Below are 15222 nucleotides of genomic sequence, written 5' to 3' on the forward strand. Positions count from 1 at the left end.
CCCTGTCGTGACGGCGCTTGCTCGACGTCCTGTCTCGCACCCCCTGCGCGCGCCACCCAATCCGGCCACCCGCCAAGGGCACATTTCCTACTGGCTCGCCGCTCCGCAGCATCGCCGTCATTCCGCGATGTCGCGAAGCGACGAGCCGTATGAAGTCCCCTTCACCCGCGCCGGAGTAGCGCCTGCGCGCAGGGGGTGGCTGGCCACGGATGGCCAGCCAAGGCCTGTCACGACACGGACGTCGTGTCAGGCCGACCCCGAGCACAGGCGCTACGTAGGGGCCCGGCCCGACAGGGCCGGCGTGGGTGTGGGGTGCCCTCTCTTTGGTTCCTTTCTCTGGGCAAGCAGAGAAAGGGACCCGCACCGGGCAGGGTGCTCAGATCAGAGCTCAGTACATCAAAGGTGCGGAACTAGAGCGTAGGTGGTTATTGGAGCAGCCAAAATTGCAACCAGATCGCCAAGGGTTCCGCGCTCTGAAGCAATTCACTCTCGACTGGATCACTGAGAACGCGCGGGTCCCTTTGGTTACGGCCAAAGGAACCAAAGCCGGGGTGCCCACGGGTGGCCTGGGCCGGCTACGCCGACCCAGGTGCCCGGATCAGGCGTCGTGCTCGGGGTACGCGCCGACACGACGTCCCTGTCGTGACGGCGCTTGCTCGACGTCCTGTCTCGCACCCCCTGTGCGCGCCACCCGATCCGGCCACCCGACAAGGGCACGGTTAGCTTGCCGCGATGTCGCGAAGCGACGAGCCGTATGGAGTCCCCTCCACCCGCGCCGGAGTAGCGCCTGCGCGCAGGGAGTGGCTGGCCATGGACGGCCAGCCAAGGCCTGTCACGACAGGGACGTCGTGTCAGGCCGACCCCGAGCACAGGCGATACGTAGGGGCCCGGCCCACTAGGGCCGGCGCGGGTGTGGGGTGCCTTCTCTTTGGTTCCTTTCTCTGGGCAAGCAGAGAAAGGGACCCGCACCGGGCAGAGTGATCAGACCGAAGCGCCATGCAACATAGGTGCGGAACTCTGAGCGCTGGTGGTCGTTTAGCCACCCCAGAATCTGGACCTCAGTGCCACAGATTCCGCGCTCTGAAGCAATCCACTGTCGAGTGGATCAATGAGAACGCGCGGGTCCCTTTGGTTACGGCCAAAGGAACCAAAGCCATGTGCCCACGGGTGGCCTGGCGCGGATACGCCGCACGCTCTACCGGCGCTAATGTTGTGGGTTGTGCTCGCCATCCGTGGCGCAATGTTCCCGAGAGCCGCCCCCCGGCCCGGACATCCATGTCCGGGCGGTCGTCGCGCTGCGACTTGCCGCTGGCAATTCGGTCGCTCCTCCCCCCTGCGCGCGCCACCCGATCCGACCACCCGCCAAGGGCACAGGGACTGGCTCGCCGCCTCGCAGCATCGCTGCGATGCCGTACAGCGACGGGCTGATCAGGCCTTGGCGGTAGTCCCTGCCGTCTCGCGCTCTCGCGCCATGGTCAGCGCCGTGTCCTCAATCATGTCCTCCTGACCACCGACCATCTTCTTGCGTCCCAACTCCAGCAGGATCTCGCGTGCCGAAATGCCGTACTTGGCTTCGGCGCGCTGGGCGAAGAGTAGGAAGGATGAGTACACACCGGCGTAACCGAGCGTGAGGGCATTGCGGTCGATGCGGATGGGAAAGTCCAGCATGGGCTGGATCAGGTCTTCCGCCACGTCGGAAATCTTGAACAGGTCGACGCCGGTCTCGATGCCCATGCGATTGGCCACCGCGACGAAGACCTCTGTCGGCGTGTTGCCGGCCCCGGCACCCAGGCCGCCGCAGGCCGCATCGATGCGGTTGGCACCGGCCGCGACGGCGGCGATGGAGTTGGCGACCCCCATGGACAGATTGTGGTGGCCGTGGAAACCGATTTCCGTTTCCGGCTTGGCCTTTTCGCGCAGCAGGCCCACACGCGCGGTGACGTCTTCGGGCAGCATGTAGCCTGCGGAATCCGTGACGTAGAGGCAATTGGCGCCATAGGACTCCATAAGCAGGGCCTGTTCGACCAACTGCTCCGGCGGAATCATGTGCGCCATCATCAGGAAGCCGACGGTGTCCAGGCCCATCTCGCGACCGAGCTGGATGTGCTGCTCGGAGACATCGGCCTCGGTGCAATGCGTGGCCACGCGGATGGTGGTCACGCCGCAGTCCGCCGCCATCTTCAGATGATCCACGGTGCCGATACCGGGCAGCAGCAAGGCAGAGACCTTGGTCTGCTTCAGTTCCGGAATGACTGCGCGCAGGTATTCCTCGTCGGAGGCGGCTGGAAAGCCGTAGTTCACCGAGGCGCCGCCCAGGCCGTCACCGTGGGTGACCTCGATCAGCGGCACACCGGCTTCGTCCATGCCGCGCGCGACCTGGCGCATCTGCTCAACGGTGATCTGATGGCGTTTGGGGTGCATGCCGTCACGCAACGACATGTCGTGAACGGTGACTTTGCGACCTTCGAGATTCATGGTGCGATCCTCTTCATGGCGATATTCCGTGCCGCCCCCTCATCCGCCGCTGCGCGGCACCTTCTCCCCCATGGGGCGAAGGGAAAAGCGGGGCGGTGCCTCCAATAAACGTCCCCTATCTGCGCGGGAAGAGGGGAAAAGTGGGGCGGTGCCTCCGATAAACGTCCCCTCTCTGCGCGGGAAGAGGGGAATAGCGGGGCGGGGCTCCAATAAACATCCCCTCTCCCCGCGGGGAGAGGGGTAGGGGTGAGGGGGTGTCTGCATTCGCTGGGCGCGTGATACCTGGCGCTGCGCGTGCTTTTGACAGGCTGCGTGTCCCCCTCATCCGCCGCTGCGCGGCACCTTCTCCCCACTGGGGCGAAGGGAAAAGCGAGGCGGGACCTCCAATAAACATCCCCTCTCCCCTCGGGGAGAGGGGTAGGGGTGAGGGGGCTGCGTCTCACGCCGTCTCCGCCGTGGCGACCATCTCGCCCGCCAGCATGCGTTCCGCGAACATCTCGGCGGTGCGCGCGGCGGCCGCCGTCATGATGTCGAGGTTGCCGGCGTACTTGGGCAGGTAGTCGCCAAGGCCTTCCACCTCCAGATAATTCGTCACCCGGTGCTCCTCGTCGTCAATGACGGGCCCGTTGACCAGGCGATAGCCCGGCACGTACTTCTGCACCTCGGCGATCATGTCGCGCACCGATTCCTCGATTTCCTTGTGCTTGGGCGGATCCACGGTCAGGCAGTGCACGGTGTCGCGCATGATGATGGGCGGATCGGCCGGGTTGATGACGATGATGGCCTTGCCCTTCTGCGCGCCACCGATGCGCTCGACCGCGGCGGCGGTGGTGCGCGTGAATTCGTCGATGTTCTTGCGCGTGCCGGGGCCCACGGACTTGGACGAGACGGTGGCGACGATCTCGCCGTACTTGACTGGCTGCACGCGCGACACGGCCGCCACCATCGGGATGGTGGCCTGCCCGCCGCAGGTGACCATGTTGAGATTCATCGTCTGCGCGTGGGCGTGCTCGGCCAGATTGACCGGCGGCACACAGTAGGGGCCGATGGCCGCCGGCGTGAGGTCGATCATCAGCACGCCGACCTCGTTGAGCTTGCGGCTGTTCTCGGCGTGCACATAGGCCGAGGTGGCGTCAAAGGCAATGCGGATGCCATCGGCTTCGGCGTGCGGGACCAGCCCGTCGACGCCGTCGGCGGTCGTCTTGAGTCCCGCCTCGCGTGCACGCTGCAGCCCGTCGCTGTCGGGGTCGATGCCGACCATCCAGGCGGGTTCGAGGAGTTCGCTGCGTTGCAGCTTCGCGAGCAGGTCGGTGCCGATGTTGCCGGAGCCAATGATGGCGCAGCGGATCTTGGCCATGGGGTAGTGCCTCCCGTGCGGTCAGGCGGCGAAGGCCACGCTGGCTTCGCCGATACCGTCGAGTGTCAGATGAAAGTGATCGCCGGGCCGTGCGGGGAGCAGCGGCGCCAGCGAGCCGGAAAGAATGGTTTCGCCCGCAAGCAAAGGAATGCCGTATTCACCCAGGGTGTTGGCCAGCCAGGCGATGGCGGTGGCGGGGTGCCCTTGCACCGCGCTGCCCTGGCCGTCGGCGGCGTGTTCGCCGTTCTTGGTGATGCGCATCTGTACTGCGGCAAGGTCGAGGGCGTTCGGGTCCGCTTTGGCGGTTCCCAGCAGGAAAACGCCACAGGAGGCGTTGTCCGCGATGGTGTCCTGTATGGCGATACGCCAATCGGTGATGCGCGAGTCCACGATCTCGAAACAGGGGCACACATACTCGGTCGCCGCCAGCACATCGGCCTCGGTCACCCCGGGGCCCTGGAGTTCCTTCTTGAGCACGAAGGCGATCTCACCCTCGGCGCGCGGCTGGATCAACTGGTACTGCGCCAGGCTGACGGTGGCGCCGTCCTCCACCTGCATGGCGTCCGTCAGAAAGCCGAAGTCGGGCTGATGCACGCCCAGCATTTCCTGCACGGCGGCGCTGGTCACCCCGATCTTCTTGCCGACCACCTTCTCGCCTTCGGCGGTACGCCGCGCCAGAAAATGGCGCGAGATCTGGTAGGCATCGTTGATGGTCATGCCGCTATGCAGCGTGCTCGGCGGCTCGATGGTTTCGCGCTTGCGCAGCGCATTGAACAGGTCGTCGCCGATGCCGTTGCAGGTGATGTCGCTCAGACTCATGCCGCAAATACCTCGTGGTTGAGAAAATCCACGCAGGCCCGGTTGAAGTAGTCGCGGTGTTCGACCATCACCCAATGCCCGCACTGGCTGAGTAGTGTCACACGGGCATCGGGGCAACCGGCGGCGATTTTCTGCGCCCCGCTGAGCGGGTTGAACTGGTCATTCACGCCCCAGAAGCACAGCACGGGGCAGGTGATCTCACCAAGCCGGGCTTCCATGTTGGGTACCCGCATGGTGGAAAGGACCGTGCGCGGCTGCTCGGCGCAGACCGCCACGCGTTCGGCCACGACCTCGTCGCTGACGTCGCGGGCGTCATAGAGCTGAAAGCCCAGCAGCTTCTTCATCGCATCGAAATTGAGCGGGCCTTCGGCGAAGAGCGCGACCATGCGCTTGATGCCTTCCATCTCGAAGTAGGCTTCGCGCTCTTCGACACCGCCCGGCGCCATCAGGATCAGGCTCTTCACCCGCTCCGGCTGCGCCAGCGTGAAACCGAGCGCGATGGCGCCCCCCAGGGAATTGCCCAGCAGCGTCACGGGTTGGGTGATCTGCAGGCCATCGAGCAACTCCTGCAGCGTCTCGACAAAGAAGTCGTTGATGTATTCCTGGTCCTCCGGCTTGTCGGAAAGACCATAGCCCGGAAGATCCGGAACCAGCACGCGATAGCCGGCCTCGGCCAGCACGCCATAGTTGTGCTTGAAGTTGCTGTAGCCGCTCGCGCCGGGGCCGCTGCCGTGCAGAAAAACCACGACAGGGCGGCCTGCATCACCGTGCACGTGATAGTGCAGGCGCAGACCGCTCGCTGTCGTGCAGTACTCACCCTCGGGGATAGGCGTCCCGCTCATATGCTCGCAACCTCTGAATGGTGCGGCACATGCTCGCGATGTCTGCCTGGCAGTGCGTCGTCCTTTTGGATGACGGCGGCCGCGGGACGACTGCCTAGCATGCTTACCAGAAAGATAGGGGGAGACGCGTGAGTCAGCAGCGTGTGGTCTTGGTAACAGGTGGCGCCCGCGGCGTGGGCCGCGGTATTGCAGAGGCCTATCTGGCGGCCGGTGATCGCGTGCTCGTGTGCGGCCGCAATGCGCCGGAGCAGTTGCCGGAATATGAGGGCCGCACAGCCGAGTTCATCGCCGCCAATGTGCGCGACAGCGATGCCCTCGCAGCCATGATGGAAGACATCCGCAGCCGCATCGGGCGTCTGGATGTGCTCGTCAACAACGCTGGCGGCGCCCCCTACGCCGATGCCGCAGAAGCCTCCCCGCGCTTCCACAAGGCGATCATCGAGCTGAATCTGCTGGCGCCTTTCGAACTCGCGCAGCACGCCAACCGGCTCATGCAGCAGCAGGACACCGGGGGCGTCATTGTCTTTGTCGGCAGCATCAGTGCGGTGCGCGCCTCACCCGGTACGGCGGCCTACGGAGCGGCCAAGGCCGGCATCGTCAGCCTGACCCAGTCGCTGGCGGTGGAATGGGGGCCCAAAGTGCGCGTGGTCTGCGTCAGCCCGGGTTTGGTCGAGACCGAGCAATCTGAACTGCACTACGGCGACGCCGAAGGTGTGGCGCGCGTGGGGGCGACGGTTCCCCTCGGGCGCTTGGCCCAGCCGCGCGAAATTGGCGAAGCCTGTCTCTGGATGAGCGGAAGCGGCGCGAGCTATGTCTCGGGCAGCAATCTGATCGTGCACGGCGGCGGTGAGCGGCCGTCCTTTCTAGCGGAGGCCAACGTCAATCAGACGTAGCCCGGAGGTGTTTTGCATGCGCCATGCTTCTTTCTTTCTTCTTGCGGCGCTTGGCCTGGTGGGCGCTGGTCTGTCGGCCTGTGGCGGGGATTCGCCGGAGGAGGCGAGCGGGCCAGCGCCTGAGGTCGTCGAACGCGGGCGTTGCCAGGACTTCAACCCCCTCGGCAATCCCTATTTCGGCGACCTGCACGTCCACACCACCTATTCCCTGGATGCCAACACCCAAGGCACGCGCCTGAAACCGGAGGCCGCTTACCGTTTTGCCAAGGGCGAGCGGCTGGAGATCCAGCCCTATGACGCCGAGGGCAATCCGTTGCGTTCGCGGCAATTGGAACGTCCGCTCGACTTTGCCGCCGTGACCGACCACGTCGAACTCTTTGGCGAGGTCGAAATCTGCACCAATCCGGAGGAGCCGGGCTACAACGCGCTGGAGTGCCAGTACTACCGCGCCGACCCGCAGAACGCCTTCATCATCTTCAACCTCTACGCATTGGGCCTGCCGGACTTTTCGCGCCTGCCGATCAGCGATGTGCCGCCCTTCTTCCAGTTGCCGCTGATCGGCGCCGACGGACAGATCCCGCGCATGCCTTTCTGCGGGCTGGGCGGTGCACGCTGTCTGGAAGCTGCGAAGACACCGTGGGCGGATACCCAGGTTGCTGCGGAAATGCACTACGACCGGTCGCCGGAGTGCCGCTTCACCACCTTTGTGGGGTACGAATGGACGGGCAGCCCGCTCTCGAACAATCTGCATCGCAACGTCATTTTCGCCACCGATCAGGTGCCTCAGGTGCCGCCGGCCTACCAGGAATTCCCCGAGCCGGAGCTGCTCTGGCAGGCACTGGAAGAACGTTGCAAGCTTGAGGACGGTTGCGACTACCTGACCATTCCGCATAACTCGAATCTTGCGGCCGGTTTGATGTTCCAGACCGAGGACCGAAACGGTGATCCCTACACCGCGGAGCTGGCCGCCGAGCGGCGCAAGAACGAACCGCTGGCAGAGATCTATCAGCACAAGGGGTCGTCGGAGTGTCTGAACACCGCCGGTGCCGGCATGCAGGACGAACTCTGCGGCTTCGAGATCATCCCGTACAACAACACGACCGGTGACCGCTTCAACGGCTTCAACACGGGGCCGCCCCTGCCGCAGGACTACCTGCGCGAAGCCCTCAAGGAAGGATTGCTGCAGGAAGAAACCATCGGTGAAAATCCCTTCCAATACGGGTTCATCGGCAGCAGCGACACCCACATCGTGACGCCTGGGGAAGTGCGCGAACGCGACTTTCCCGGCCATGGCGGTGCCGGCAAGCCGGCCATCGACGAGGTCCCGCCAGGTCTCACCGATCTGGTCGAGTATAGCCCGGGTGGTCTGGCCGTGGTGTGGGCCCCCGAGAACACGCGCCCCGCGCTCTTCGACGCCCTCCAGCGGCGCGAGGTCTACGGCACCAGTGGTAACCGGCCCATTGTTCGCTTCTTCGGTGGCTGGGACCTCCCCGCTGACATGTGCAGTGCGGCCAACTTCGCCGAGCAGGGCTATGCCGGCGGCGTTCCGATGGGGGGCATTCTGACGCCGCAGGCGGAGACCACCGAGGCGCCACGTTTTGCCCTGGCGGCAATGCGGGATGCGCACCCGAATGCCGAGCCGCTGCAGCGCATCCAGATCATCAAGGGCTGGCTCGAAGACGGCGAAAAGCGCGAAATGGTCTACGACGTGGCCGGCGACCCCAGCAACGGCGCCAGCGTCGATCTCGACACCTGCGCCACCAGCGGAAGCGGCTTTGGGCAGCTCTGTCGGGTGTGGACCGACCCGGACTTCGATCCGGCGCAGCGCGCCTTCTACTACGCCCGCGTGGTGGAGAATCCGAGCTGTCGCTGGTCCCATCGCCAATGCCTTGCGGCCGAGGTCGACTGTAGCGATCCGGATGGCCCGCCCGAAGGCTTCGAGGGCTGCTGTGACGACCGCTACCCGCCGACCATCCAGGAGCGTGCCTGGACGTCGCCGATCTGGTATCAGCCTCCGGTGTCTCCTGCCTCGTGACGCGCCTGTTTCGCCATCCGCTTGCGCATTTCTTTGCCATTGGCACGGCGCTGCTGGTGGCGGCCGAGGCCGCACAGCCGCTGGTGCGGGCCCTCGACACCCCCACGGTGCGCGTTAGCACTCAGGATCGCGAGCAGCTGCGGCGGCAGTGGCTCAGCGAGACGGGTGCCATGCCCTCCGCCGAGGAAATGCGCGCGCTGGTGCGCCTGCATATCGACGAGGCCATTCTGTTCGAGGAAGCCCTGCGCCTGGGCATCGCCGAGCAGGACACCGTGGTGCGCGATCGGCTGCTGAAGAATATGCGTTTCGTGCACGCCGATCAGCGGCTCGACGACGCGGCCTTGCTGCGCCAGGCGCAGGCGCTGGGCATGCTGGAGCGCGATCCGGTGGTTCGGCGGCGGCTCGTTCAGCGCATGCAGCACCGTCTGGAATCGCAGGCAATGGTGGACGCCCCGGCGCTGGCGGCGAGCGCCACCCAGCTGCAGCCGGAGCGGACATCGGCGCTTTTCCATTTTGAGCATGTCTTTTTCAGCAGCGATCTGCGCGCCGATCCAATGCGCGATGCCCGCCAGGCGCTGTCGGGCGTGCAGCGCAGCCAGCCTGCCCCTACCCAGGGCGATGGTTTCCTGCTCGGGCCCACTGTGGCGGGCATGCGCGCAGATGCGCTCGGGCAGCACTTCGGCCCGGGCTTTGCGTCAGGCATCGCCGCCGCACCGGTGGGGGTCTGGCACGGCCCCATCGCCTCCAGTTTCGGCGCGCATCTGGTGCGGGTCACCAGTGCCGCGACGCGACCGGAGGCGGCACCGCCCACGCTGCGCCAGGTCCTGCTGCACGCCCGACAGGCAGCCGAGAAGGAGGCGTTGCGCAGCGGCATGGAGCGCTTGCGCGCGCGCTACCGCATCGTCGATGACGGCGATGCCCTCGAAATGGCGATGCAGCCATGATCGGGCGTGCCCTCGCGCTGCTTGCGCTGGTGCTGGCCGCGATGCTGCCCTGGAATGCCGCAGAGGCGCATCCGCTGGCGCCGGCGGTGCTCGAATTGCGCGCCGTGGATGCCATGCACCACGACGTGCGCTGGCAGCGCTCCTTGCTGCAGGCGAGCAATGCCCGGCCGGAACCCGTGCTGCCCGCTGGCTGTGAGGCCCCCGGTCCGGCGCGCAGCCAGTTGATGGAGGCGCAGCGCGCGCTCGAACTACGCTGGCAGGTGCGCTGCGCCGCGCCGCTGGTCGGGCAGGAGCTGGGCGTACGCGGTCTCGCCAACAACGGCATCAATGCACTGGTCGTGATCCGCGATCTGGAAGGCCGGACCACGCAGGCGCTGCTCGATGCAGAATCGCCGACCATGGTGGTGCCTGCTGCCCCCAGTGTATGGGCCGTCATGGCGCAATACGGCGGGCTGGGCTTCACACACCTGGTCTTCGGCCCGGATCATCTCGCTTTCGTCGTGGGCTTGTTCTTTCTGGTCAACGGTTTCGCATTCGGTCTGCGACCGCTATTGATCATGACCGCGGCCTTCACCGTCGGTCACAGCGTCACCCTGGCGCTCTCCGTGCTCGGCATCGTGCGGCTTTCACCGGCACTGGCGGAGGCCGGTATCGCGCTCAGCATCGTGTGGGTTGGCTGGCGGGTGCTGCAGCAGCGCGGCCAGTCATCGGCTACCGGGACGCGCGGTCAGCGCGCCGCTGTCGCCACCTTTGCCTTCGGTCTGCTCCACGGATTGGGCTTCGCCGGTGCGCTGCGGGCGCTGGGTTTGCCTGAGACAGCGATGATTCCCGCGCTGGCAGCCTTCAATATAGGCATCGAACTCGGCCAACTGGCCGCCATAGGAATGCTGGCACTGGTCCTGCATGCGTTGCCACGCGCACTGTTTCTGGACCAGCGTCGGCCCGTCACGGTCGCAGCGGCCTACCTGGTAGGAAGTCTGGGCGCCTTTTGGAGCATGGATCGCTTGCTCCAGCTTGTGCCCGGCGTGCCGCTGATCGGATGAAAGGGACCTGGAGAATGCTATGAAGAAGATGATCGCGGGCTTCTGCCTTTGTTTGCTGAGCCTCAACGCCGCTGCGCAGGCCGAGGCCACCACCGCCAAGGAGGTCATGACCTGCATGTCCAAGGTCGTGCCGGGGGGCATGGTGATCGGCCAGACATTGCGCTTCGAGACCGTGCGTGCCGGCGACGAACGCGCGCAAGAGCTGCTTGCGAGCCTGTTCCTGCGCGTGCACCGGGAAGGCGATGGCGATTACCGCTCGCACGCGGTCATGCACGTGGGGGCGCCGGAGTATCTCGCCGGCTCGGCCTATCTGCTGCGTGAATCGGACGGGCTCAACGGCGAAGACGGCATGTACGTCTACCTGCCTTCGATCGATCGCGTGCGCCAGGTCACTGGCGGTTTCGGCGAAACCGCGTTGATGGACACCAAGTTCAGCTACAACGACTTCCGTCACTGGCAGGGTCTGTTCGGCAATGCCGATGTCTCCTTTGTGGGGACCGTGGATCGACAGGGGCGCCCCACCCACCTGCTGGAAGTCCGCGCCGACAAGCCACAGAAGGTGACGCACGATCGCGTGCGCGTGGCGGTGGATGCGGCGCATTGCCTCGTCATGGAGGCCGAGTTCTACAACAACGCGCAACTCAGCAAGCGCCTGACCGTGGACGCCGAGCATCTGCGCCAGTTCGGGCACTTCTGGTACCCGGTGCGGCTGACCATGCGCGATTTTGTCAACAACGGGTACACCGTGCTGAACGTGGAACGCGTTCGCGCGGTGCCCAATCCGCGTGACGGCCTGTTCGATCCGGCACGCTTTCACCGCGCCGACTAAGTACCGCGGCGCAATGCAGACCTTGGGGGAGACCAGGAATGACCGAATTTCCGGCGGGCGCCGCGTGGGTACTGGGCGGTAGTGGCGGCATCGGCAGCGTCATCGCACGCTGTCTGGCCGAGGGCGGTAGCGACGTTGCCATCGGCTATCGCAGCAAGGGTGACAAGGCTGAGGCCGTGGCGGCTACGCTTCGCGAGACTGGGCGCAAGGCCAGCACGCACGCACTGGATGTCACCGACCCTGCATCCATCGGCGCCGCGTTGAAGGCCGTGCTCGCCGAGCACGGGCAGCTGCATACGGTGGTCTTCGCGGCCGGCCCCGTGGTCGAGCAGATGCTGCTGGCCGATACCCCCGTGGAAGCCTGGCGCAAGGCGGTCGACACCGAGCAGCACGGTCTTTTCCAGGTCATCAAGGCCTGTCTGCCGGCCCTGCGCGAGAGTCACGGCAGCGTGGTGCACATCGGCTCAGCCGGCGATCGCTGGTGGCCTCCGATGGACGGTCTGTCCGTTATTCCAAAGGCGGCCAATGAGGCACTGATCCGCGGTATCGCCAAGGAGGAGGGCGCCAACGGCGTGCGCGCGAATTCGGTGCTGGTCGGTGTCATCGAAGCCGGCATGTTCCTCGAACTGCTGGAGCGCGGGGTCTTCGACGAGCACTGGATTCGCGAAACCAAGAAGCTGCTCGCCCTCAAGCGCTGGGGCAAGCCGGAGGACATCGGCGAAGCCGTGCGTTTCCTCGCATCCCGGCGCGCCAACTACATCACGGGCGAGCAGATCAATGTCTCGGGTGGTTTCGGCGTCTGAATCGAGTAATTCATCTCGCACTCAGCATCGCAGTGCAGCATGATGGGGGTGTGTGCGGGCTTGATGCGTCGCATCAGGGCGCGCACACCCACTTGATTCCCGAAAGGAGGGAGTAATGACGACTGCCAGCGAAACCCGTACCGGACTCAGCGCACTGCGCGCTTTGGCACTTGCCCTGTTCATGGGCGTGGGTTCCATCGCCCTGCTCAGCGGCTGTGATTCCAATGACGGCCCGGCCGAGGAAATGGGCGAATCCATCGACGAAGCCGCCGAGGAAGCGGGCGATGCGATGGAAGAAGCCGGCGACGAGATGGAAGAGACCGCCGACGAGATGGAGGACAGCAGCGACTACTAAGTTGCTGCGTTCTCGCCCCGGCCGCGCTCGGCGGCCGGGGCTTTTCTTTGCATATGTGTGCGCACAGCCGCACCTGTAGACGATGCCTGCAAACCTCCCGACCCTGTTTCGCCCCCGTTGGATGGCTGCGGGCGCCGCGCTGATGCTTGTACTCGGGCTGACGGCGCTGTGGCGCTGGAGCCCACTCGGCGAATGGGCGACGTCCGACAATCTTGAGACCCATGTCGAGACACTGGCGCACAGCCCATGGGCGCTGCTGAGCCTGGGCCTGTTGTATGTGCTGGCGACTCCGGTCATGTTCCCGCTGACGGCGCTCAACCTGGCATTGATTGTCGTGATGGGCCCATGGGTGGGCATGGCCTATGCGCTCTACGGCAGTCTGCTGGCCGGCCTGTGCGCCTACTGGGCGGGGCTGCATCTGGGGCAGCCCGCCCTGGACCGCTGGGGCAACGCCAAGGTGGACAAGGCCCTGAGGGTCGTCCGTGAAAGCGGCGTGCCGGGTTTGATTCTGCTGCGCATCATGCCGATCGCCCCCTATCCGGTGGTTAATCTCGTCCTTGGTGCCGGTGGCGTCCGTGGCCTTCCCTTTGTCGTCGGCACGGTACTCGGCATTCTCCCCGCGCTGCTGCTCATGGGGGTGGTCGGCTTTCAGCTGCGCTCGGTGCTACAGGAGCCCTCGGCGGAGGGGGTGGCGGTGCTGGCGGTCATCGCTTTGGGCTGTCTGGCACTGGCCTTCTGGGTCAAGCACAGGGTGACGGCGCGACTCGAACAGGCCTGACTGGCCAAACAGAAGCTCGGATCGATGATGCAGAAGGAGGCGCAAATTCGCGTCCTTACGCTCAACATGCACAAGGGCTTCTCCGCCTGGAACAGGCGCTTCGTGCTGCACGAACTGCGTGACGCCATCCGGCGCGCCGATGCGGATGTTGTGTTATTGCAGGAAGTGCTCGGAGCGCATCAGGAGCATTCCACCCGCTGGGAGCACTGGCCAGAGCAGGGGCAATACGAATTCCTCGCGGATACCGTCTGGTCCGCCTATGCCTATGGTCGGAACGCGGTGTACTCAGAGGGGCATCACGGTAACGCGATCCTTTCCAAGTTCCCCATCCTCCATTGGCATAACCACGATGTGTCGATCCCGGACGCGGAGAAGCGCGGCCTGCTGCACTGCCAACTCGCGATTCCGGGTTGGACATCCCCCTTGCATGCTGTATGCGTGCATCTGGGGCTGCGCGAGGCGCAACGCCGGGACCAGATCGCAGGTCTGTGCGCCATGGTGGAGCAACACATCGGCGATGACGCGCCCCTGCTGATCGGCGGCGACTTCAACGATTGGCGTGGTCGCGCTCATGCCCCGTTGACCGAGCGCCTCGGTGTGCGCGAGGTCTTCGTGGAGCACACTGGCAGGGCGGCGCGCAGCTTCCCGGTGTGGTGGCCGTTGCTGCGCCTGGACCGCGTCTACCTCCGCAATCTGAACCACGCTCGAGCCGAGGTGCTGCGCGGTCGGCCGTGGCGCACACTCTCCGATCACGCGCCCTTGACGCTGGATATCACCACACGCCCATGACCGAGCCCAGCTGGCGGGAAGACAACGCCATCGATCTGCTGGAGAACGGTGAGGAATTCTTCCCTGCCGTCTTCGATGACATTCGTGCCGCACGGCATGAAGTCATCATCGAAACCTTCATCTGGTATGAGGATGCCATCGGCCGTGGCCTGCGTGAGGTGCTGATCGGGGCCGCTGCGCGTGGCGTGAAGGTCGACATCACGGTGGATGGGCATGGCTCGGCGCTGCTGGGCAAGGATTTCATCCAGCCGCTGACCGATGCCGGCGGGCGTGTCCATGTCTTCGGTCCCATGGCGCCCAAGCTCGGCAAGCATCCCAATCTGCTGCACCGTCTCCACCGCAAGATCGTGGTGATCGACGGTCGTATTGCGCACATTGGCGGCATCAACTTTTCGGATGCGCATATGCGCTACTACGGCCCGGAGTCGAAGCAGGACTACGCTGTGCGCATGCAGGGTCCGGTGGTCGAGGATATCCGGCACTTCTGCTATCAGGCGATTGGCGAAAGTGCCGAGCCGCGCTGGCGACGCCTCGGCGATGTCCTGCGTCGGGTCCCCAGTGAATGGCTGAACCCGCGCGCCAGTGCGCAGGCGCTGTTCATCACCCGCGACAACACCCGTCATCGCCACGATATCGAGGCCATGTACCTGAAGGCGCTGCGCGGCGCGCAGCGGGATGTGGTCATCATGAACAGCTATTTCTATCCCAGTTATCGATTCCTGCGCGCCATGCGGCAGGCGGTACAGCGTGGGGTACGGCTGCGCCTCATCCTGCAGGGCAATCCGGACAAGCAGTACGTCAAGTTCGCCAGCCGCACGCTGTATGACTACCTCATCGGCATCGGTGTCGAAGTCTGGGAGTACGTGGAGCGGCCTTCGCACGCCAAGGTCGCGGTCGTTGATGACCACTGGGCCACGGTCGGCTCCAGCAACCTCGACCCCTTCAGCCTCGCTCTGAATCTGGAAGCCAATCTGGTGGTGCGCGATCGGGCACTCAATCGCGCACTGCGCGCCAGTCTGGAGCGCGTGCTGGCGCAGCACTCGCGGCCGGTCACGCGCGCCGAAGTGGCGCACCGGCACCGGCTCTGGCACCTGTGGCGCACGATGTCCTTCCACTTGTTGCGCTATCTGCCGAAGTTGGTTCGGCTGATTCCGGTGAAATCGATCCGCGTCGCCACTATCGAGAGGGCGCAGGAAGACCTCGGCCCGGGCGACCGCAAGATCGGCCACGCCGAACGGCAGCTCAACCGACTGCCCTAGT

General features: G+C 65.3%; 14 protein-coding genes. 10 read left to right on the forward strand and 4 right to left on the reverse strand.

Going from position 1 to position 15222, the window contains the following annotated elements; genetic code table 11:
* Positions 1 to 1428: 1428 nt before the first annotated feature.
* The 4 genes from dmpG to ACOOFO_RS06190 all read right to left on the reverse strand — a co-directional run bounded on the left by dmpG (position 1429) and on the right by ACOOFO_RS06190 (position 5493).
* Positions 1429 to 2475: a 4-hydroxy-2-oxovalerate aldolase gene (dmpG, locus tag ACOOFO_RS06175; protein ID WP_420428999.1), complete on the reverse strand. Its 1047-nt coding sequence runs from the start codon at positions 2473 to 2475 to the stop codon at positions 1429 to 1431.
* A gap of 439 nt (positions 2476 to 2914) precedes the next feature.
* Positions 2915 to 3832, reverse strand: a complete 918-nt coding sequence (locus ACOOFO_RS06180) for an acetaldehyde dehydrogenase (acetylating) (protein WP_420429001.1) — start codon at positions 3830 to 3832, stop codon at positions 2915 to 2917.
* A 21-nt stretch (positions 3833 to 3853) separates the two neighbouring features.
* Positions 3854 to 4651, reverse strand: a complete 798-nt coding sequence (locus ACOOFO_RS06185; RefSeq protein WP_420429003.1) for a fumarylacetoacetate hydrolase family protein — start codon at positions 4649 to 4651, stop codon at positions 3854 to 3856.
* Positions 4648 to 5493, reverse strand: a complete 846-nt coding sequence (locus ACOOFO_RS06190; RefSeq protein WP_420429005.1) for an alpha/beta fold hydrolase — start codon at positions 5491 to 5493, stop codon at positions 4648 to 4650. Before ACOOFO_RS06190 ends, ACOOFO_RS06185 begins: the two co-directional genes overlap by 4 nt.
* Before the next feature lie 128 nt (positions 5494 to 5621).
* Between ACOOFO_RS06190 and ACOOFO_RS06195 the strand changes: the two genes are divergently transcribed.
* The 10 genes from ACOOFO_RS06195 (at position 5622) to clsB (ending at position 15221) form a co-directional block, all read left to right on the forward strand.
* A complete protein-coding gene (locus tag ACOOFO_RS06195) occupies positions 5622 to 6386 on the forward strand; it encodes an SDR family oxidoreductase (RefSeq protein WP_420429007.1) in 765 nt (254 codons plus the stop codon).
* A gap of 16 nt (positions 6387 to 6402) precedes the next feature.
* A complete protein-coding gene (locus ACOOFO_RS06200) occupies positions 6403 to 8421 on the forward strand; it encodes a DUF3604 domain-containing protein (RefSeq protein ID WP_420429009.1) in 2019 nt (672 codons plus the stop codon).
* Positions 8418 to 9365: a peptidylprolyl isomerase gene (locus ACOOFO_RS06205; RefSeq protein ID WP_420429011.1), complete on the forward strand. Its 948-nt coding sequence runs from the start codon at positions 8418 to 8420 to the stop codon at positions 9363 to 9365. The genes ACOOFO_RS06200 and ACOOFO_RS06205 overlap by 4 nt, the downstream gene beginning before the upstream one ends.
* Positions 9362 to 10408: a HupE/UreJ family protein gene (locus ACOOFO_RS06210; RefSeq protein ID WP_420429013.1), complete on the forward strand. Its 1047-nt coding sequence runs from the start codon at positions 9362 to 9364 to the stop codon at positions 10406 to 10408. Before ACOOFO_RS06205 ends, ACOOFO_RS06210 begins: the two co-directional genes overlap by 4 nt.
* 19 nt (positions 10409 to 10427) lie before the next feature.
* A complete protein-coding gene (locus ACOOFO_RS06215; RefSeq protein ID WP_420429015.1) occupies positions 10428 to 11237 on the forward strand; it encodes an outer membrane lipoprotein-sorting protein in 810 nt (269 codons plus the stop codon).
* A 38-nt stretch (positions 11238 to 11275) separates the two neighbouring features.
* Positions 11276 to 12040, forward strand: coding sequence for an SDR family NAD(P)-dependent oxidoreductase (locus ACOOFO_RS06220; RefSeq protein ID WP_420429017.1), 765 nt, complete (start codon positions 11276 to 11278; stop codon positions 12038 to 12040).
* Positions 12041 to 12155: 115 nt separating this feature from the next.
* Positions 12156 to 12395 carry a hypothetical protein gene (locus ACOOFO_RS06225; RefSeq protein WP_420429019.1) on the forward strand — a complete coding sequence of 80 codons (240 nt, stop codon included), beginning with the start codon at positions 12156 to 12158 and terminating at the stop codon, positions 12393 to 12395.
* 142 nt (positions 12396 to 12537) lie between these two features.
* Positions 12538 to 13173 (forward strand): TVP38/TMEM64 family protein, encoded by a 636-nt coding sequence (locus tag ACOOFO_RS06230; protein WP_420429021.1) that lies wholly within the window; start codon positions 12538 to 12540, stop codon positions 13171 to 13173.
* A gap of 24 nt (positions 13174 to 13197) precedes the next feature.
* Entirely contained in the window at positions 13198 to 13962 is a 765-nt protein-coding gene (locus tag ACOOFO_RS06235) for an endonuclease/exonuclease/phosphatase family protein (protein WP_420429023.1), read from the forward strand.
* Positions 13959 to 15221, forward strand: coding sequence for a cardiolipin synthase ClsB (clsB, locus tag ACOOFO_RS06240; protein ID WP_420429025.1), 1263 nt, complete (start codon positions 13959 to 13961; stop codon positions 15219 to 15221). Before ACOOFO_RS06235 ends, clsB begins: the two co-directional genes overlap by 4 nt.
* Position 15222: the final 1 nt, after the last annotated feature.

The sequence above is a fragment of the Algiphilus sp. genome (assembly GCF_965216485.1).
GTDB lineage: Bacteria > Pseudomonadota > Gammaproteobacteria > Nevskiales > Nevskiaceae > Algiphilus.

What these genes read in the sequence shown, in the direction of transcription:
- ACOOFO_RS06200 (WP_420429009.1), top strand. Translation starts at nt 6,403, where the DNA reads ATGCGCCATGCTTCTTTCTTTCTTCTTGCGGCGCTTGGCCTGGTGGGC.
- ACOOFO_RS06210 (WP_420429013.1), top strand. Translation starts at nt 9,362, where the DNA reads ATGATCGGGCGTGCCCTCGCGCTGCTTGCGCTGGTGCTGGCCGCGATG.
- ACOOFO_RS06180 (WP_420429001.1), bottom strand. Translation starts at nt 3,832, where the DNA reads ATGGCCAAGATCCGCTGCGCCATCATTGGCTCCGGCAACATCGGCACC.
- clsB (WP_420429025.1), top strand. Translation starts at nt 13,959, where the DNA reads ATGACCGAGCCCAGCTGGCGGGAAGACAACGCCATCGATCTGCTGGAG.
- ACOOFO_RS06225 (WP_420429019.1), top strand. Translation starts at nt 12,156, where the DNA reads ATGACGACTGCCAGCGAAACCCGTACCGGACTCAGCGCACTGCGCGCT.
- ACOOFO_RS06220 (WP_420429017.1), top strand. Translation starts at nt 11,276, where the DNA reads ATGACCGAATTTCCGGCGGGCGCCGCGTGGGTACTGGGCGGTAGTGGC.
- ACOOFO_RS06215 (WP_420429015.1), top strand. Translation starts at nt 10,428, where the DNA reads ATGAAGAAGATGATCGCGGGCTTCTGCCTTTGTTTGCTGAGCCTCAAC.
- ACOOFO_RS06230 (WP_420429021.1), top strand. Translation starts at nt 12,538, where the DNA reads ATGCTTGTACTCGGGCTGACGGCGCTGTGGCGCTGGAGCCCACTCGGC.
- ACOOFO_RS06185 (WP_420429003.1), bottom strand. Translation starts at nt 4,651, where the DNA reads ATGAGTCTGAGCGACATCACCTGCAACGGCATCGGCGACGACCTGTTC.
- ACOOFO_RS06235 (WP_420429023.1), top strand. Translation starts at nt 13,198, where the DNA reads ATGATGCAGAAGGAGGCGCAAATTCGCGTCCTTACGCTCAACATGCAC.
- ACOOFO_RS06190 (WP_420429005.1), bottom strand. Translation starts at nt 5,493, where the DNA reads ATGAGCGGGACGCCTATCCCCGAGGGTGAGTACTGCACGACAGCGAGC.
- dmpG (WP_420428999.1), bottom strand. Translation starts at nt 2,475, where the DNA reads ATGAATCTCGAAGGTCGCAAAGTCACCGTTCACGACATGTCGTTGCGT.